Annotated in this window: 17 protein-coding genes; 10 read left to right on the forward strand and 7 right to left on the reverse strand. The window is 65.5% G+C overall.

Going from position 1 to position 19,360, the window contains the following annotated elements:
- A partial coding sequence (locus IT350_05140) for a hypothetical protein (protein ID MCC6157417.1) occupies positions 1-140 on the reverse strand: 140 nt, incomplete at its 3' end.
- A gap of 122 nt (positions 141-262) precedes the next feature.
- Between IT350_05140 and IT350_05145 the strand changes: the two genes are divergently transcribed.
- From IT350_05145 to IT350_05160, 4 genes are all read left to right on the forward strand, one after another.
- Complete coding sequence (locus IT350_05145; GenBank protein ID MCC6157418.1) at positions 263-1,009, forward strand: hypothetical protein; 747 nt, start codon at positions 263-265, stop codon at positions 1,007-1,009.
- 154 nt (positions 1,010-1,163) lie between these two features.
- A complete protein-coding gene (locus IT350_05150) occupies positions 1,164-2,972 on the forward strand; it encodes a hypothetical protein (protein ID MCC6157419.1) in 1,809 nt (602 codons plus the stop codon).
- Entirely contained in the window at positions 2,972-3,433 is a 462-nt protein-coding gene (locus IT350_05155; GenBank protein MCC6157420.1) for a phosphatidylglycerophosphatase A, read from the forward strand. Before IT350_05150 ends, IT350_05155 begins: the two co-directional genes overlap by 1 nt.
- Positions 3,384-4,874: a hypothetical protein gene (locus IT350_05160; GenBank protein ID MCC6157421.1), complete on the forward strand. Its 1,491-nt coding sequence runs from the start codon at positions 3,384-3,386 to the stop codon at positions 4,872-4,874. The genes IT350_05155 and IT350_05160 overlap by 50 nt, the downstream gene beginning before the upstream one ends.
- Before the next feature lie 4 nt (positions 4,875-4,878).
- Here IT350_05160 and IT350_05165 read toward each other — a convergent pair whose 3' ends face one another.
- From IT350_05165 to IT350_05180, 4 genes are all read right to left on the reverse strand, one after another.
- Positions 4,879-6,204 (reverse strand): DUF3999 family protein, encoded by a 1,326-nt coding sequence (locus tag IT350_05165; protein MCC6157422.1) that lies wholly within the window; start codon positions 6,202-6,204, stop codon positions 4,879-4,881.
- Entirely contained in the window at positions 6,201-8,582 is a 2,382-nt protein-coding gene (locus tag IT350_05170; GenBank protein ID MCC6157423.1) for a DUF2339 domain-containing protein, read from the reverse strand. The genes IT350_05165 and IT350_05170 overlap by 4 nt, the downstream gene beginning before the upstream one ends.
- Positions 8,583-8,845: 263 nt before the next feature.
- Positions 8,846-9,691 carry a hypothetical protein gene (locus IT350_05175; GenBank protein MCC6157424.1) on the reverse strand — a complete coding sequence of 282 codons (846 nt, stop codon included), beginning with the start codon at positions 9,689-9,691 and terminating at the stop codon, positions 8,846-8,848.
- A gap of 118 nt (positions 9,692-9,809) precedes the next feature.
- The gene (locus tag IT350_05180; protein MCC6157425.1) at positions 9,810-11,498 is read right to left on the reverse strand and encodes a sulfatase; all 1,689 of its coding nucleotides are present in this window, start codon (positions 11,496-11,498) and stop codon (positions 9,810-9,812) included.
- Between the two features lie 126 nt (positions 11,499-11,624).
- Between IT350_05180 and IT350_05185 the strand changes: the two genes are divergently transcribed.
- The 4 genes from IT350_05185 to IT350_05200 all read left to right on the forward strand — a co-directional run bounded on the left by IT350_05185 (position 11,625) and on the right by IT350_05200 (position 14,745).
- Positions 11,625-11,786: a hypothetical protein gene (locus IT350_05185; protein ID MCC6157426.1), complete on the forward strand. Its 162-nt coding sequence runs from the start codon at positions 11,625-11,627 to the stop codon at positions 11,784-11,786.
- 166 nt (positions 11,787-11,952) lie between these two features.
- Positions 11,953-12,963, forward strand: coding sequence for a hypothetical protein (locus IT350_05190; protein MCC6157427.1), 1,011 nt, complete (start codon positions 11,953-11,955; stop codon positions 12,961-12,963).
- 116 nt (positions 12,964-13,079) lie between these two features.
- Positions 13,080-13,499, forward strand: a complete 420-nt coding sequence (locus IT350_05195; protein MCC6157428.1) for a DUF3788 family protein — start codon at positions 13,080-13,082, stop codon at positions 13,497-13,499.
- 115 nt (positions 13,500-13,614) lie between these two features.
- A complete protein-coding gene (locus IT350_05200) occupies positions 13,615-14,745 on the forward strand; it encodes an alpha/beta fold hydrolase (GenBank protein ID MCC6157429.1) in 1,131 nt (376 codons plus the stop codon).
- Positions 14,746-14,826: 81 nt separating this feature from the next.
- Here the strand turns inward: IT350_05200 and IT350_05205 are convergent, their stop codons facing one another.
- On the reverse strand, positions 14,827-16,968 hold the full coding sequence (locus IT350_05205) for a methyl-accepting chemotaxis protein (protein ID MCC6157430.1): 2,142 nt from the start codon (positions 16,966-16,968) through the stop codon (positions 14,827-14,829).
- Between the two features lie 303 nt (positions 16,969-17,271).
- Between IT350_05205 and IT350_05210 the strand changes: the two genes are divergently transcribed.
- Both IT350_05210 and IT350_05215 read left to right on the forward strand, forming a co-directional pair.
- Complete coding sequence (locus IT350_05210; protein ID MCC6157431.1) at positions 17,272-18,459, forward strand: hypothetical protein; 1,188 nt, start codon at positions 17,272-17,274, stop codon at positions 18,457-18,459.
- A gap of 102 nt (positions 18,460-18,561) precedes the next feature.
- Positions 18,562-19,074: a hypothetical protein gene (locus tag IT350_05215; GenBank protein ID MCC6157432.1), complete on the forward strand. Its 513-nt coding sequence runs from the start codon at positions 18,562-18,564 to the stop codon at positions 19,072-19,074.
- Here the strand turns inward: IT350_05215 and IT350_05220 are convergent.
- Positions 19,032-19,360, reverse strand: a 329-nt coding sequence (locus tag IT350_05220; protein ID MCC6157433.1) for a response regulator, incomplete at its 5' end; no start/stop codon positions are given. The two genes, IT350_05215 and IT350_05220, sit on opposite strands and share 43 nt — an antisense overlap.

A 19,360-nucleotide genomic window follows, 5' to 3' on the forward strand; every position in this document is an offset into this window, starting at 1 on the left:
GGCGCGAGCGGCCCCTTGGGGCTCGTGAGGGCGTAGTACGCGGCCCCGGCCGCGACCGCCATCGCGACGACAACGAGCGCGATCATGCGGCGGGAGACCTTGCGGGGGGCTTCGGGATTCGGCGATTGAGCGTTCGTCATCCGTGAATTCTATCGGAGAAACGGGCGACGGCAAGCGCGGGCGCGTGGACTTGCTTGACACCTTTGCCGGGCGCGGGTAACCGTAGCGCATCGATTCGGAACCCTCGACGAGGAGTCATGCCATGTCCGAACGTGGACCTGTGTCGAAACGTGGATGGATTCTGACCGCGATCGTGTGCGTGGCCCTGCTGGTGCCGGGTGGCGCGTTCGCGAAGGGCAACATCAAGAAGAAGGGCATCGACGGGGCCGACTTCCAGGTCGGCGCGGATATCGGCGGCGCGGCGGCGGGTTTCATCCCCTACGCCTCGGCGACCTTCAACGACCTCGACGCATCGTTTTCGGGCTCGGGCGGTTTCGGGCCGATCTTCGGCGTTCACGGCAATCTGTACCCCGCGAAGAACTGGATCATCCACGTCGATTTCGGCTACATGAACCAGAAGCTCGATGTGGATGTGGATTTCGAGGACGAGGAAGCCGTCGACAATTCCGGCGCGAAGGTTGTGCTGGAGGACCAGGAGGTCGAGTACGCCATGAACATGTGGCGGTTCTCGATCGGCGCGGGGCAGAAGTTCGTTCCGTCGTCCAAGATCGTGCCCTACGGTCTTGTCGGCCTGAGCCTCCAGAGCCTGCGTTTCCGCGACGTGGACGAGGACGACCCGGCGACCGGCACGGGCCTCGGCCCCTTCGGCGCGCTGGGCGTGGACTTCCAGATCACCAAGACCTCCGGCATGTACGTGTACGGCGGCGGGCAGCTCCGCCTCGACCTGATCTACACGATTACCCCGCTCGAAATGGACAAGACCGAGGCCGAGATCACGATGGGCTACGTGCCCTTCGCCATCATCCTCACGAGCGGCGTGATGTTCTGATCCGCCCGCGAACCCGCGAATCCCGAAACGCCCGGTTCGCGCCGGGCGTTTTTGCGTGTTCGCCATGCGCGGTCAGCCGTGCGCGTTGCCCGCGCCGCGCGGCGCGTGGTAATGTCGGGCTCCCGATGGGGCGACTTCTTTCGCGAGGGATTCCATGACATCGATTCGGCGTTTGGGGTGGGTGCTCGCGCTCGTGTTCGTGTTCGGCGTGACCGGATGCACGTGCGGCGATGACGATGACGACAACGACTCCGGCGACGACGACGTCGCGGTCGACGACGATACGGACGACGACACCGCGGACGACGATGCGACCGACGACGATGCGGACGACGACGACATCGGTCCCTACGTCGTACCCCCGGTCAACAATCCCCCGCCGCCATACCCCGAGTGGGTGCATCGGCACTGGGTGTGGGAAGACGAATCGACGCAGCAGTCCGCGCTCGACCACGTGCAGGGTTACCTCGACCGCGACATCCCCGTGGGCGCGGTCATCATCGATAGCCCGTGGGAGACCGGCTACAACACCTTCGAGTGGGACGAAACACTCTTCCCCGACGCGCAGGCGATGATCGACGAATTCCACGACGAGGGCGTGCGTGTGTTCATGTGGATCACGCCGAACGTCAACGTCGACTCGCCGAATTTTCAGGAAGGTCTCGACGCGGGCTACTACGTGAAGGGCGGCGACACACTGGAATGGTGGAAGGGCGAGGGCGCGTACATCGACTACTGGAATCCCGACGCGCTCGCGTGGTGGCACGAGCAGATGGACAACGTGCTCGACATGGGCATCGACGGCTGGAAGACCGACGGTTCGGAGTTCACGCTGATCCTGTGGCCGTTCATCCCCACTTTCGACGGTCCCAAGACGCCCAAGGAATATCAGGACGCGTATTACCGCGACTTCTTCAACTACTCCCGCGAGCGCCTCGGCAACGACCGCGTCATCACGGCGCGCCCGGTGGACAGCTACGCGCTGCCGTGGGGCCCGGATTTCGCGCCGCACGACGTGAGCTTCGCGGGCTGGGTCGGCGATCAGGACCCGGACTGGAATGGCCTCGACGCCGCGATGCGCAACATGTTCATGTCGGGCAACCGCGGCCACGTGAATTTCGGATCGGACATCGCGGGCTATCGCGGCGACGATCCGCGCGAGAAAGATCTGTACGTGCGTTGGATGCAGTTCGGCGCGATGTCGCCGATCATGGAAAACGGCGGCAGCGGCGAACACCGGCCCTGGATGTATGACGACGAGGTGCTCGAAATCTACCGGTATTTCACCGAGCTGCACCACGCGATCCTGCCCTACATGTACAGCCAGGGTGCGGTGAGCTACGCGACCGGGCTGTCGAACTTCCGGCCCTTCATGCGTCAGCAGCGCAGTTACACGCTCGGTGCGGACATCTTTGTCGCGCCGTTCACCGAGGCCGGGGGCGAAAAGACCGTCACGTTCCCCGAGGGCACGTGGATCTACTGGTTCACCGGCGCGGAATACACCGGCGGCACGACCGAGGACCTTGATCTGCCCCTCGCAGAATTCCCGATCTTCATCCGAAAGGGCTCGATCATTCCCATGGCGCCGCCGGTCGGCGGGCTCTTCGACGCCGACGCGCTGCCGCGCGCGTTGACATTCTACGTCTACCCCGACGGCGAGGGGAGCGAGTTCGATCTGTACGAAGAAGACGGCCCCGGCGCGCGTGCGGAATACACGGTGACGGCCACGGGTATGACGATCTCGATCTCAGCGACCGCGCGGCCCGTGGCGCTGCGCCTGCATGGCGATTTCGCGGGCGAGCCGGTGAGCGTTGACCCGACGGGCGATCTCGACGCCGCCGCGGATTACGACGCGCTCGTCGCGACCGAGACAGGCGCGTTCTACTCGGAAGACGATTACGCCCTCTACATCAAGCCGGGCGCGGCCGCGGACGGTTTGATCGTCACGATCGGAAATCCGTGATGCAAAAGTTCTGGCTCGTTCTCGCGACCGGGTTCGGCACAGGCTTCGCGCCCGTGGCCAGCGGCACCTTCGGCACACTCGTGGGTATCCCGGTTGTGTGGCTGTTCGGCCTGTGCCCGGAGCGGTATGCACTGCTGGTCGGCGCAATCGTGCTGCTGCTGCTGGGCGTGAAGGCGGCGGCGGTGGCCGAAAAACACTACGGCCAAAAAGACAGCGGCAAGATCGTCATCGACGAGATCGTCGGCTACATGGTGACCATGTACATGGTGCCCGTGTCGTGGACGACGATTCTCGCGGGGTTTTTCCTGTTTCGGCTCTTCGACGTCATCAAGCTCTGGCCGGCCCGCCAGATCGATCAGGAAATGGGCGGCGGCTGGGGCGTGATGCTCGACGACGTGGCCGCGGGCGTGTATGCGAATGTGGCGCTGCAACTTCTACTGGTCGTGGGCTTTGTCCGCTAGAAATCGCGCTCGACATTTTGCGTTCGCGTACGTCGCGCTCGCGACGGCGTGCGCCGTCGTGCTTTCGGTCGGCTGTTCGCCGCGCCCCGCGCCCGGACAACTCCCCATCGTCGCCAAGACGACCGACACGCCGGATCGCCCGGCGAAGTCGCCCGCCGATCCCGGCCCGCTGTGGCTCGGCATCGCCCGCGAGGACATCTCGCCCGATCGCCCCGTCATCATGGGCGGCTACGGCATGTACATGTTTTCGCGCGCGCTGTGCCGATGGTCGCGCGGCACGCACGACCCGCTCTACGCCACGGCGCTCTACCTCGCGAAGGGCGACACGGAACTCGTCATCATCCACGCCGACCTCGTCGGCCTCGGTCAACCCGACATCTTCGACATCCGCACGCGCGTCTCACGCCGCCTCTCGATTCCCGTCGAGCACGTCATCGTCGCCGCGAGCCACACGCATCAGAGCCCTGACACCGTGGGGCTGTGGGGAACGATCATCCCCACGTCCAGCGGTCGCGACGCCGATTATATGCGCGAGATGCGCGGGCGCGCGGCGGACGCGGCGGTCGAGGCGTATCTGGCGCGCCGGTCCGCGCGGCTGGCGTTCGCGACCGGGCAGATCACGGACATGCACCGCAACACCTACGACGAGCAGATCAAAGCGCCCTTCATCGACCACACGGTGACGGCGCTTTATGCGCGCGACGCGGCGACGGACGAGGTCATCGCGACGCTCACCAACTGGGGCTGCCACCCCACCACCGAGGGCCCGCCGAACCGGCTGATCTCCGCGGATTACGTCGGCGCGTACTACCGCGCGATCGCGCGGGACGGCGGCGGGATGCCGATGTTCATCAACGCGTCGATCGGCGCGGCGATCCAACCCGATGAGAACTGGTTCAAGGCGAAACATCCCGGCAAGGACTCGCAGGGCTTCACGTGGGCGACCGCGATGGGCGAGGAGCTCGCGCGCCGCGTATTCTCGCTCAAGGCCGGGGCGCGCGAGTTGCCGGTGGAACGCATCGGCGTCGCCGAGCGCAACTTCCACGTGCCGATGCTCAGCGAGACCTACGACCTCGCTCGCAAGATGGACATGATGCCGAACGCGCTGCCCGCCCTCGGCGAGGAGTACCACACGCTCGTCACGGCGGTGGATCTGGGCGCGCTGCAGATCGGCACGATGCCCGGCGAGATGTCGCCGCAGCTCGGGCGGCAAATCCGCGCGGCGCTGGGCGGCGAGGCGCAGATCCTCGTCGGCCTCGGGCAGGACTGGGTCGGCTACCTCATCGACCGCGACCAGTACGAAAACCCCATGTACGCCTATGAAAAGATGCTGTGCCTGAGCCCGTGGCTTGGCGAGGCGGCGGTGTCGGCGCATGACGCGCTGCGCGTCGAACGCGAGGCCGCGCGGGCCAAGTCCCCCGCGCCCGCGCCCGCTTACTAACCCGCTACGATCCCTCTTTCGCCGCGATTCGCCGATACTGCCGCCACACCAGCGCGCCGATCACGCCGCCCGCAACCAGCAGCGCCGCCCACATCGCGATCGCCGCGAGGGGCGATTCGGTCGTCACCTTGCCGAAATCGGGGTTGGGCGCGAGCGGCTCGATGCGGCCCTCGGCCTTTTCGGGAAGCGCCGACACGTAGTGCGCCAGATCGTAGTGCGGCGCGCTCGCGTCGGGATTGCCCGCGTACAGCGCGAACGGCCCCGACGAGCGCGGCGAAAACACGAGACGCACCTCGCGCACCTCGGCCGTCAACGAGCGGATCGTGAGCGGCGCGTTGTCGAGGTCTTCGACGAGGATGCGCACGTATCGAAAACCGCTTCCGCTCCACGCGAGCGTCAGGTTCGCTTCCGCGCCGGAATCCGCGCCGAAGCGCCACAGCGTGCCCGATGTCACCGGCGTCCACGACTCCGGCTCCGCGCGTTTCGTCTTCGAGCCGTCTTCCATCACCACGTCGATCTCGCGTTCGGGCGCGTTGCGTCCCTCGACGCGCACCGAGCGGTGGAAAAACGCGTCGCCGATATCGATCACGAGCCGTTCGATCGGCAGGTGGCGATACCCCAGGTCGAACTCGGCGGTCGTCACGCCGTCCTTCGTCTCCACCGATTTGGTCTGCGCGCTCTCCTGACGCAGTGCGAGCGCGGGCCGCACGCGCAGCACCGCCGTCGCATCGCTCACCGCCGGCGCGCCGGCGTCGCCGTCGCCCGCCGCAACGGTGACGCGCAGATAGCGCATGTCGTTCACTGCGAATTCCACCGTGTCCTTGTTGTACAGTTTTTCCCACGCCTTCTCGGGATGGTTCACGCGAAACAGCAGCGCGCCCTCGCGCACCGTCGCCCAGATGCGGCCGTCGTCGCCGCCCTCGATCACCACGCGGCGACGGAAGTCGCGGCCATCCGTCGCGATGCGCAGCACGTTCTTTTCGATCTTCTTGCCGAAGTCCATCACGAACTGCGTGTCGCGGCCCTTGCGCACGCGATTCAGGATGCGCGCGCGCACCGACTCCTCGCGCACCTCGGGCCGTTCGTCGCGCAGCAGCCAACCGACCGGCGCGCCCGCCTCGTCGATGACGCGCACGTCGGCGAGGCCGGGCAGCGCCGCATCGAAGACGTCGCGGCCGACGGGCAGCTCGACCACGCCGTTTTGGGGGAAACGGTCGGCGACGATCGCGGCGCGCGCGCGCCAACGGGTGAGATCGGGGACCTCCTGCGCGAACGCGGTCCCCGCGATAAAGACGATGATCGACGCGAGGGAAAGAATCCTCCGCTTCATGCGCTCTCCGATTTTGCCGCTTCGGCGGCCACGCGTTTTTCGACGACGTGATACAGGTACGACGCGCCGATCATCAAGAGCCCCATCGCGACGAAGGTGAGGATGCGGTAGATCTGCTCGACACTCGACATGTCGAAGAGCACGAGTTTGAGGCCCGCGACGCCGAGCAGCCCCAGCGCCGCGAGGCGCAGTGCGCGGGCGCGGATGCGGAATCCGACGACGAGCGCGGCGACGGCGAACAATCCCCACGTGATCGTCACGGCCATCTGCGCGCCCCACTCGCCCTGCTGATCGATTCGGCGCATCGAGAAGAACGAATAATTTTCGAGCGTGAGGATCGCGAGTGCGAAGAGCGTCACCACGCCGAGGCCAATGGGACGCGGGTCAATCGCGCCGCGCGAGCCCTCGACGCGCCGTGCCGCCGCGAAAGCGCCCGCCGCCGCGACGACGACAGCCGCCGCGAAACGCGGATTCGCGAACCACGCCCAGCCCGACCCCGCGTACTGATAAGCCGAAATCGCCACGAATGCCGAGACGCCCGCGACGAGTGCGGCGCTCGCAAATAGCGCGAGCGACTTCGAGCGGTGGGCGATCAGGACGGTCACCGCCGCCGAGACGGCGAGCGCCGCGGCCGACGCGCATTGCGGCAGGCGCAGCGACCACGCGCCCGCGACCTCCCACACGCGCTCGGGCGCGAGAAACACGACATACAGGCTCGCTTCCTCGCTCGCGAAGTAGGCGGCGGCGAGAGCGGCGGTCACGGCGGCGGCCGTTCGCAGATAGCCGTCCCACGGCGTGGCGTCACGCTCGAACGCGCGATGCACGCGGGCGAAGACCACGAGCGCCGCCACGGCGAGAGCGGCGGTCGCGAACGGGATGTTCGCGACGGGGACGAAAAACGCCGAGTGCAAAGGATAGTTCTCGCCCAGCACGTAGAGCAGCGCCAGCGCCGCGATGGCCGCCGCGCCGTGACGCAGCGGCGCGTAGCGGAATCGATATCCGAGATAGAGCAGAATCGGCCCTTCGATCGCCCACAGGATCGCCGTGCCGGAAACTTTCAGATGCAGCGGAACGGCGATGGTGACAAAGGCGACCGCAAGCGCGACGAAGCCGAACAGAGCGCGCGATTCGTCCGGCAGGCGCTTTCGCGTCCACGCGCCCAGTAACGTGTAAAGCGCGCCGCAGGCGAGAGACACGAAGCCGAGCGCGTGCTGATGATCCTCGCGCAGCATCACCACGGCGAAGGCGAAGGTCACCGTCGCGTCGGCGAGGGCGAGGATGAAGCGTTCGAGTGTGAGGGGCGTTCGCTCGCGCCAATGGCGGGCGAAGGGCACGATCTGGAACTGCGCGAAAAACACGAAGAGCCAGACGAGCGCCGGAACGAGCGCGGGCTTGTCGTAATACTCCGTGAACCAACCCGTGTAGAGCGCGAAGGTGGCGACAAAGGCGAGGAGGTCGAGCGCGCGCCAGTTGCGGAATGTCGCGACGAGCAGCACGCCGAGGTTGAGCGCGGTGAGATAACCGAAGAGCGCGTCGCGCGCGTCCACGCCCTGCGAGAGCAGCACGGGGGTCAGGTAACCGCCGATCGCGGCGAGGATCGCCATCGCGGGCGCGCCGTGAAGCACGGCGAGCGCCATGCCCGCGCCGACCACGATCACCATCGCGGCGAACGCGGCGACGTTCGACATGAGGTGATAGAGCGAATACCCGGCGAAGAGCGAGACGAAGACCACCGCGAGCCCCGCGCCGATGAGCCCCTGACCGAGCGCGCCCATGTCGCGCCGGATCGCGCGCTCGCCGGCGAGCAGCATGGCGACGCCGAACGCGACGCCGAGCGCCACGCGCGCCGCGGGACCGAGCCAGTTGTTGTCGAAGGCGTATTTCACGAAGAACGCGGCGGACAAAAAGAGCACGATCGCGCCCGCCCACGTCATCCAACGCTTGCCGATGCGCGATTCGATGTCATCCCACGACATCGAATCCGACGTGTGGCCCGGCCGCCCTCGGCCGGGATCTTCCGCAAATGTGGTCCGGCCGCCCTCGGCCGGGGTCGGCCAATTATCCCGTGTGGTCCGGCCGCCCTCGGCCGGGATGAAACCATCGCGGGTGGGGGCGCCCGCGCCACACTCCTGATCCTCCGATTGCCCCCCGCCGGGATCGATGGGCGTGGCGACGGGGATCCTCGGCTCGGCCCGCATGGGCGCGACGTCGGACCCGCCTTCGGTACGCCGCTTCAGCGACTCCATCCGGAAGGCCAAGGACGCGACGTCTTTATTCAGACGCGAAATCTTGACGAGCGCGACGATGCCCGCGATCGATCCGGCGAGGATCGTGCCCGCGGCGGCGACCGCCAGAAAAATCAGCGCGCACTCGTCCATGCGAACCTCCGGGGAGCGAGGAAGGAGCCGCCGAATGCGTGGCGTGATGATAGTGCCGCCGACGTGCCGTTCACAACCGCCCGGGATCGGTCGGAGAGGAAGCAGAATGGAACGGGTCCGCTTCCCGCTCTTTTCGGGTCGGCTAGGATGCGATGGTGAGACGAGCCGTCAACGCAACGCCGGACGGCCCGAAGGCCGCCCGGCGTTGTCATTGGCGTCAAGAGGATTTCGTCGTTGGGGCGCGATTCAGCGCGCCCCGTCCGTTACAGGTTCTCCCAGCCGACGATGAACGAAACGAGCAGCGTTCCGCCGCCGATGCTCAGGTCGCCATCGGTGCGCAGCGTGTCGAATTCCGCGCCGGGGTATTCCGCGCCCCAGCCGCGCAGATCGAGTTGCACGCCCGCCGCGAGGCCGTTGTCGAAGCGGTGGTACCAGTTGCCGCCGAGCTCGAACAGGCCCGACACGCCGCGCGCGTAGAGGACGCCGTCGATTTCGGCCTCCGCACCGCCGACGCCGACCTTCGTCTGAAGCGTCCACGCGTTCTGCCGTCGGTCGCCGGTCAGCCAGCGGTAGCCGATGCCCGCGGCCAGCCAACTCACGTCGTAGTGAATCAGCCGGTTGTGCAGACCCGCCGCGCGGCCGTATTCGTCGTCCTCGAAGTTCATCGACGAAAAACCATTCTCGCCGAGAGCCGAAGCCGACAGCAGGAACTGACGCCCACGCGCCGGGAAGAACACCGCCTCGACGCCGCCGCTCGTCATGCGACCGCCGCGCAGGTTGAACTGCGTCTCTTCGTCGCGTCCGGCGGGGACGTTGTCGAACGTGAAGCTGCCGCCGCCGCCGGTCGTGCCGCTACCGTAGCGGCCGAGCAACAGGAACCATCCCGTTTCGACCTCGTCGAGCCCGCCCTCATCGTGCAGGTTCACGACGACCGGAGCTTTTTCGGCCGCGGGCGCCGCCGCCGGTTCCGACTTCGTTTCGCGACCTTCGCCCTCACCCTCTGCGTCGTCGGCCGCGAAAGCGGGCACGGCGCACAGCGCGAAGGCCATCATCGCCACTCCGAGCACGCACCACGTATCCAACACGCACCACGAATTCCTGCGGATCATGGGGATTCTCCTTTCCGGTCACCGCCGCGCGCATGGTGCGTCGCACGCGGGCGAAAATCAAGAAAAATCGCGAAAAGTCGCGAAACTTCGCGAAATCCGGGACGAAATTTGGAGGCGGTTACTTCTTCGCCGCGTCAACCTGGGAGCAGATTCGCAGCGTGGGATCGAGGCGCATGAACTCGCACTTCTTCTTGTGGTCGTAGCTCTTCGCCTTGGGGCATGTGTCTTTTTTGATCGCGTCGAGTCCCTCGTTCACGCACGCATCGCGCGCGAGCGCGTCGGCGACCTTGTCGCACTTCGCCTTCACGGCGCGCACCCGGTCGCACAGTTGCAGATCGACGACCCAGGGCACGTCCGGCGTGGGCGCGGGCGTGGCCTCCCCGGGCGCGGCGGGCTTTTTCGACTCGTCGTCGCCGCCGCCCGTCAAATAGCCGAGCGACTTGAGCTGGTCCTCGTTCGCCACGTGCTGGTTTCGCACCAGCACAGCGGGGATTTTGGGCGCGATCACGTCGGCGGCCTCGGCCGCCTTCATCAGGTCGTCGGGCACGGCCTGGCCGGGCGCGAGATTTGTTTTCTCGGTCGGGTCCGACTCGAGATTGTACAGCATCGTCGTTTCGGCGGCCTTATCGACGATGACCTTCCACGGGTACTGGATTGCTCCGTAGGCCGCCACGGGCCCGCGGTGCAGATGCAGCGGAAGCGCCCGTTTTTCGGGGACGTTCGCGAGCAGGTTCGCGCCGTCGAGATCCTGCGCGGTGATTCCCGCCATACCGAGCAGCGTCGGCATGACATCAACCACGCCCACGCGTGTCGCGACCTTTTTACCCGCCGCCACCTCGTAGGGGCGCGGAGCATTCGGGGCGCTCGGCGGCGCGATGATGAGCGGCACGCGAAGCGTTCCCTCGAAGAGATCGTAGCCATGCAGCATCGTGTCGTGCTCGGAAAACGCCTCGCCGTGGTCCGACACGAACAGGACGTAGGCGTTTTCGAGGCCCGGCAGTTTGCCGAGGATGCGACCGATCACGTCGTCGCACGCGGCGATCTCGGAGTCGTACACATCCCTGAGCGCCTGAAGGTGCAGTTGGTTTTTCGAAAAGAATCCGCGCGGAAATGAGCTCATCAGGTCGCCCTGCGACGGGTTCACGTCGAGCAGGATCTTCTGGTCGGCGTCGGGCGCGATCTTCTGGAAGAAGGGTTCGCGCGGCAGATAGGGCGTGTGCGGGTCGAAGAAGTGGAGGTAGAGAAAATACGGCTTCGCCTCGCGGACCGCTGTCGCCAGCTTCGGCAGGTCGGCGTCCACGAGTTCCTCGACGTATTCCGCGTTGGCCGATGTCGCTTCCTCGAAGATCTCGAAACCCTGCCCGAAACCGGTGGTGCGCGTGATGTGGACGTTCGTGGAGTACCCGAGCGTCAGATAGCCCGCGCCGGCGAGTCGTTCGGCCAACGTGTCGTGGGCGTTGCCGAGCTGATGCTGGTAGGCGATCTGGCCGAAGATCTGCAGGCCCTGGATGATGCCGTGGCGCTGGGGATTCAGCCCGGTGAACATGGAAGCCATCGACGGCACGGTCCACGACGTGGGCGGGTAGACGTTTTCGAAAAGCATGCCGCGCGACGCGAGGGCGTCGACATTCGGCGTCGTCGGGCGTGCGTAGCCGTAAGCGCCTACGTGGTCGGCGCGCAGCGTGTCCACGACGATCATCACGATATGCGGCGTGGCCGGCGCCTTGGGCGGGCGGGTAAAAACGAAGACCGTCGCGCCCGCGAGCACGACCACGACTAGAGCCAGAATTCCCACCAGTTTCTTCATGCCGCGAAAGTTAGACGCGCGTCGTTTCCCTGTCAAACGAGCGGTCGAACCGCTTCGTCCTCAAGTCCGTCCGGCGTCAATCCGATAACATGATCGGCAGGGGCAAAGCCGAAAAAAACGTCCGCGTTGCGCTACGGCGAACGCCTGAGTATCGGCGCAGTCGGGGTCTCCTCCGGAAACCGTAAGCCCGGCGCAATTCCCCGGCTGCGCATCCCGCTCGCGGGCGACGCGGCGGACGAAGAGCGATTGACAAAACTCGATGTGCTGTTCGCGGAAGCCATTCCGTGAACAGGCACCGCTCCATCCCGACCCGGGCGTTTGACGCCCGGGATTTTTTTTCAAACCACGTGAATGTCTCTTTTCACTTCCTCGGCTTATCGCTACAATCCTATATTATCGATGTTTGGCGGGCTTTCCCGCGCGTGTTGATGGCCTGTTTCCGACGAGGTTCGACATGGCGACGTGCTTTTCGCGGCTCTTGGCGCTGCTGTGGGTACTCTCGATCGTAGTCCTGACGGCCGCGGGATGCGGTTGTTCGGGGATCGGCGGCGATGAGGACGACGATGCCGTCGGCGATGACGACGGCGGAAACGACGACGATGGATCAGGCGACGACGACGATTCGCCGCCCGATTACCCCAAGAATCACGAGACCCCCTGGGATTGCTACATCTGCCATGCTGAGGGGTTCTACGACGCACCGCAGGAACCGCACGGCGGCGAGAAGGATGCGCCCGACGACTGCATCGGCTGTCACGATCCGAGTGAAGACACCTACACCGATCCCGACGCCCCCGAGGGGCACGGCGAATCCGGCGATTGCCTCGACTGCCATCAGGGCGAACACGGTCGCACCTTTGGCGATCCGCTTCAGTGCCTCGTCTGCCATCTGCCCGGCGAGGGTCCGCCGAGCGCGCCGACCGGACATGACCTGGACTGGAACTGCGCGATCTGCCATCACGACGCGCCGTTCTACGGCGCGGGCGAGGAACCGCACGGCGACGCCTACGATCCCCCGGACGATTGCCGGGCGTGTCACGCCGTCGGCGATTGGGTCTATACGAACGAGAGCGCGCCCGAAGGCCACGGTGCGACGCAGGACTGCCTGACCTGCCACGACGCGCGGCACGGCGCGGCGTGGGAAGTCATCGCCCAATGCGCGGTGTGCCATCTGCCGGGCGAGGCGGCATCGAAGTTTTCGAAGGATCACAAGACGACGTGGGACTGTTACATCTGCCACGCGGGCAACTTCAACGGGTCGCCCAAGGAGCCGCACGATGGCGATTACGACGCGCCCGACCAGTGCCTCGCGTGCCACACGATGGGAACGTTTTCGAGCTCGCGCCACGGCCCCGAACCCGAGGACGATCACACGTCCGCGTGGAATTGCCTGAACTGTCACTCGACGCGGCATGGCAAACCGTGGCAGGACAACGACCAATGCAAGTTGTGCCACCGGTTCTGATCGCGCATCATTCGACGTGAGGTCCGGCCCCGCTCCGGCGGGGTCGCCCTTCCCCGTCCCCTCTCCCGTCGAACGGGAGAGGGGTGACCGAAGGTCGGGGTGAGGGGAACGCATCCATGAGTGAACCGGTTTTCGCCGACAAGACCCGTCTACCCTCCGACGCCGATTTGGCGACCGTGCTCGGCGCGGCGAATGCGCACTGGGATTTTCTGATCGCGTTCGTCCGCAAGAATTGCCCAGAGGCCGTGCACGAGTGGAAATTCTACGGCGCGAAATACGGCTGGCAGCTCAAGATCGTCCACGCAAAAAAGGCGCTCCTGTACATGATCCCCCACCAGGGCGGATTCAACGCGGCGCTGGCCCTGCGCCCGCCCGCGTTGGCCGCGCTGCGCGAGGCGGGGCTGCCGGAAGAGTTTGTCCGTGAGATCGAGGCCGCGAAGGAATCCCCCGAGGGCCGACCGGCGCGGGTCTTCGTGAAAACGAAAAAGGACGCCGCCCTCGCCGCGAAACTGGTCGGGCTGAAACTCACGACGTAACGCATTCTCGCCCGGCGTATAAAAACCCGATCCTTGACCGTCGCTGCTTTCGGGGGCACATCCATGTGCCGAATGCCGGGCGCGATTTCGCCCGAATGGCGCATGAGGTTTTGCGATGAGTCCCGTCACGTTGGCCATGATCCTGGGGGTGTTGCTCGTCATCGCGGTTGCGACGTTTGTTTTCGGAATCAAGATTCTGATCGGCACGATCGCGTTTTTCGCGGCGCTCTATTACGTCGGTGTCCGCTGTTTTCGCGACGATCGCCAGCCCGACGAGATCCATTTCGTTCCGACGAGCGACGGTTGGAACATCACGCTTTGGCGGATCCGGCCCCGCGCCACGCCCGCGAAACCCGTTCCGGTTCTGTTGCAGCACGGCCTCGGCGCAAACCACCGCAACCTGGATGTCGACGACCACACCTCGGTCGCCCATTACCTCGCGCGCCAAGGCTACGATTGCTTCTTACCCGCGCTGCGCGGCAACGGTTCAAGCCGCATGTCCGACCGGAAAAGTCCCAAACGACACGAGATTTATTTCGAGGACTTTGTCGATGTCGATCTGCCGACCGTGATGGAAAAGATCCGCGAATTGACCGGCAGCGAACAGGTGCATTTTGTCGGTCACTCGATGGGCGCGATGATCGGGTATGCCCTGGCCCAGGGCGATCTGAAGGGCCGGTTGCGCAGTTTCACGGCGATCGCCGGGCCGTGTTTTTTCGAGGGAATGAGTCGGTTCAAGTCCGCGCTGCCCTTTGTGCCCGTGCTGCGTTTTCTGCACGCGATTCCGGCGCGTTTCATCATGACCGTGCAGGCGCCGATCGTGCGCCTGTGGCCGCGCGCCGCAGGGCGCGAAGAGGTGAATCCCGACAACATGGATCCGAAAACCCTCGCGATCGCGGCGGCGAGCGTGCTGGAGGATCTGCCCACGACGTTGCTGCTGCAATACGCGCGCTGGGTCCGCGAGGGCGAGTTCGCGAGCACGCGGACGGATCGCCGCTGGGAAAAAGACCTGCACAAAATCACCGTTCCCCTCTACTGCATGGGCGGGCCGGTGGACGCCTATTGCCCGCGGGAAGCGAATGACAAAGTCGTCGATTTCGTTTCGAGCGAAAAGAAAAAATATCGCATGTTCTCAAAAGCGAACGGCGATCTCGCGGACTACGGTCATGGCGACATCGTCGTGGGACGCACCGCGCCCGAAGAGGTCTTCCCGACCATTCTCGAATGGATCGCGGACAACGACTGAGGCCGTATTCGTGTCCAAAAACGTCGCGCGCGGGCCGTGGGGCGCCGCGCGCGCGACGTTCGGGGGGATTCGGTCGGCCCGCTAGACCCGGAACTGGGACACGACCGACTGGAGCCGATGCGCGAGATCGGACATGCGCTGGGCTTCGCCGTTGGTGCGGGCGGCGCCCTCGGCGGTATCGCGCGACGCCTCCGACACGTTCTGGATGCTGCGCGAGATGTCGACGATGCCGCTCTCGGCCTCGCGCACGCCGCGCACGACGTTTCGCTCAATCTCCTCGTTCAGCCGGGTTACGCTCGTCGCGACCGCCGCCGCGCCCTGCGCCGCGCCCGCGACGCTGCGGGAAATCTCGCGGGTCGTCGCCGTCTGTTCCTCGATGGCCGACGCGATGGTCACCGTGATCGCGCCGATCTCGCCCACGACTTTTCCGATTCGCCCCATCGCTTCGACCGCCGCGCCGGTTTTGGACTGAATCTCGCCGATCTTCGACTTGATGTCCTCGGTCGCGCCGGCGGTCTGTTTGGCGAGTTCCTTCACCTCGTTCGCGACGACCGCGAAGCCCTTGCCCGCGTCGCCCGCGCTGGCCGCCTCGATCGTGGCGTTGAGGGCGAGCAGGTTGGTCTGATCGGCGATGTCGTTGATGACGTCAATGACCTGCCCGATCTCCCGGGCCGCCTTTTCCAGATAGTGGATGATGCCGCTCGTTTCGTCCGCCGTGCGCGTCGCCTCGTTGGCGATTCCCGCCGCGCGGCCCGTGTTTTGCGCGACTTCCGCCAGGGAGGCGTTCATTTCCTCGATCGCCGAAGCGACGGTGTTCACGCCCTGCGACATCTCCTCCGACGCCGATACGATGGCGTGCGCGTCGCGGGACATCGCGTCCGCCGAACCGCCCACGACCCTCATGTTCACCGTGATCTGCTCCGCGGCGCCCGCAACGGTGGTCGTCTGGCTGTTCGTCTCCTCGGCGCCGCTGGCCATTTGTGTCGCGACCGCGGACAGCGTGCCCGCCGTCGCGGTCAGATCCGTCACTTCGCGGGCGACCCCGCCGATGGATTCGCGGAATTTCCCCAGGAATTCGTTGAAACTCTCGGCGAGAACGCCGGTTTCGTCGGCGCGTTCGACGTCGAATCGGACCGTGAGGTTTCCCGACGCGACGTCCGGCAGTTTCTTGATGATGGCCGTAATGGGCCGCGTGATCGAACGACCGATGAACTGCCCGACCGCGGCAATGGCCAGTGCGGCGATGGCCAGGAGAATGAGCGCCGATCGGCGTGTTCGGGACAGGGGAGCGAACGCCTCCGCCTCGTCGATTTCCGATACGACGGCCCACTTGATGTCGGGATTCCCGAGCAGCGACGCGCAGCTCAGAACGGGAGTCCCGCGATAGTCCTTGATGCGCATGCAGTCCGCTTTTCCCTGAAACGCCGCGTCCACCGACGCCGTTTTCACCTCGCGCTTCAGCAGCGTTCCTTTTTCGAATCGCGAGTCCGACCGCATCAACCGGTCTTCGCCCACCGCGTACGTTTCGCCCGATTCGCCCATGCCCGATCGCTCATGCATGATCGCGGCGATCTGATCGACGGGCATCTGCACCGCCGCGACGCCGATGAGTTTGCGGTTCGCGTCGAAAATCGGCGCGCCCGCGAAGGCGGCCGGATCGTTGTTGCTCGGCGCATACGGCGAAAAGTCCTCGAAACGCACCTTCCCTGTCTGCGCGACCTTCGCGTAAAGCCGTCCCAGGCCGCTGTCGCGCAGACTGCCCGCGACGAGGTTCTGCCCCAGGTCGCTTTCTTTCGCGACGGTATACAGCACATCGCCCTTGACGGTGTCGATCACGAAGATGTCGTAGTACCCCTTGATCGCCTTGGCCTTGTCCACGAAACCGGCCAGCTCTCCGGCGAGCCGCTGGTAGTCGGCGGATTTGACGTCGAGGCCGGTTCCGGCGGCGGCAGCCCGGTCCCGAAACTCGGCCAGGGCCTGAAGCAGTTTCCGGAAATCGCCGTTGTCGGCCAAGATTTCCATGTCCGCGGCGGCGGTGCCGAAGTAGCCTTCGACCTGATTCTTCTTGATCGTCTGAATGGCCGTCAGCTTGGCGACCGTCTCCGCGTTCAACGCCCGGCTCAGCGCACGGTCGTTGGCGAATGTCAGCGCAAGCAACGCGACAAATCCGACCGTGATGAGCGCCAAGGTGATGCGAGCGCCGATTCCCAGTGTGCGTTTCATGACTTCCCCTCCAAATCGTGGCGGTATCGCCGCCCGGGCTCCGCGGAACGACCGGTTATTGCCCCATTGGGCGGCGTATCGGAGGCGTGCGGTCTCATGAACGGCATATTCGCCGCATATGTAACGGACATTACGCAGTGCATGCTTTCGACCATCGATCGGAGAGTGACGCGACGGTAGCCAAGCGTTACGCCGGGCGATAAAGTGCGCGTTACCCGACGAAGTCGTTTGCGTGACACGGCGGAAACTCCGTCGGTGCCACGGTTCGGCTTGGAACCTATTCGAAAGGAGCGGAGGATGCGGATGAGGTGGACGTGGATGTTCGCGGCGATGTTGGCGGCGCTGGCCCTGGCGGCCATGGGTTGCGGCTGTGGCGACGACGACGATGACGACGACGACGATGACGCGGCGACGGACGACGACGCGTCCGATGACGATGCCGCCGACGATGACGCGACCGACGACGACGCCGCGGACGACGACACCGACGACAACGTCCTGGACGACGGATGGGTGTGGATGCCGGTGGATGGCGCGATCTGCCGCGACGGCACGGACACCGGCGTCATGATCCGCGAATCCGCGGGCTCGGACAAACTGCTGATCCTGCTGCAGGGCGGCGGGGCGTGTTACAGCGAGAGCACCTGCGCGGACAATCCGTCCCACTTCGATCTCGCGAGCGCCCAGGCGGTTGCCTCCGGCATGAACCAGGGAATTCTCAACAACACGTCGGACGCCAATCCCGCCAAGGATTGGAACGTGGTGTACGTTCCCTACTGCACGGGCGACGTCTTCGCGGGGAACGACCCGGAGGGCTTCGTGGCGGGCGTGGGTCCGCAGGCGTACGTCGGGTACACCAATATGAAGTCGATTACCGAGGACGTGGTCGCGGAATTCCCAGAGGTGACCCGCGTGCTGCTGGCGGGCGAGAGCGCCGGCGGATTCGGCACTATGTTCAATTACAAGACGGTCGCGGAGGCATTCGCGCCCACGCGCGTGGACATGTTCGACGACTCGGGTCCGCTTCCGGCGGACGACGCCGTCCTGGCGCCCTGCTACCAGACGCTGCTGACATTCCAGTTCGGCGCGACCGACGTCGCCGAGGAGGTGTGCCCCGACTGCATCCTGCCGAGCGGCGACGGGTATTCCGATTTCGCGGTCTACTACGCCGAGCAGTATCCGAATTCGACCTTCGGCCTCTATTCGACGTTGCAGGATGCCACCATCCGCGACTTCTTCGGAGCGGGGCAGGACGATTGTACCGGAACGGGCCTTATCCCCGCCGAGGATTTCGAAGACGCTCTGATCGACTATCGCGACAACGACCTCATCCCCGCGAGCCGCTGGGGCACCTTCTATCGCGAAGGCGACGCGCACACCTGCGTGAACAGCAACGACGCGTTCCTGACCGACGAAACCGGCGGAACGACGGTCGCCGCCTGGTTGACCGATCTGCTGAACGACACGATCGCGCAGGTCGACCCGAGCTAGTCACGGATTCCCGAAAATTCTCACGCGACGCCGGGCGCCGATGCCCGGCGTCGTTGTGTTCGGCGGATGCGCGTCCGCCGTCATTCACGATAAACTAAGGCAATGACCTGGTTCCGACGCACCGCCCGCCCGCCTGCCGCGCTCGACCTGCCGCGCGTATCGGTGTGGCGGATCTTCTTCGCCACCGGTTTCACCGGCGGGCTCTACTACGTCTGGTGGTTCGCAAAACGCCGCGTTCTCTTCAACGAGTTGCACACGCGCGAACGGCTCCCGAAATGGCTGATTGTGGTCTCGGGGATATTCGGCGCGGTCGCCCTCGCCACTGTCGTCGGATCCATTATTGCCGAAAGAGCCTATAACGAGGGCGCGATGAAGGACTGGGACGTGGCTTTCAATCTCGCCTACGCCGCGTTCGAGGGCGCGATGCTCGCCGCGCACCTGCGCCTGCGGAACATGCTGCACGTTCACTTCAATGCGTACGAAGACAATCCGGTGCATTTTCGCATCGTTTGGACCGTGCTGTTCGGTGTGATGTATTTTCAGTTCAAACTGAACCGGATCGCGCCCGCCGCTCAGGAACCCGACGATATCCCACGCTTCTCGTCGAGCGTCTGACGCACCTTGCGCAGCAGGCCGTCCGCGGTGAACGGCTTGGGGAGAAACGACACGCCGGGCGCGAGATAGCCGTCCTGCTCGACGATGTCCTCGGCGTGCCCCGACATGAACAGCACCGCCGCCGCCGGACGGGTGCGTAGCGCGGTCTGCACGACCCGCGTGCCGGAAAGCCCGGGCAGGATCACATCGACCAGCAGCAGATCGAGTTGCGAGGGAAATGCGCGGGCGAACTCCACCGCCGCGTCGCCGTCGCTCGCCTCGAAAACGGAATACCCGGCCCGGGCCA

The organism is Deltaproteobacteria bacterium (assembly GCA_020845895.1).
Classification (GTDB): Bacteria; Lernaellota; Lernaellaia; order JACKCT01; family JACKCT01; genus JADLEX01.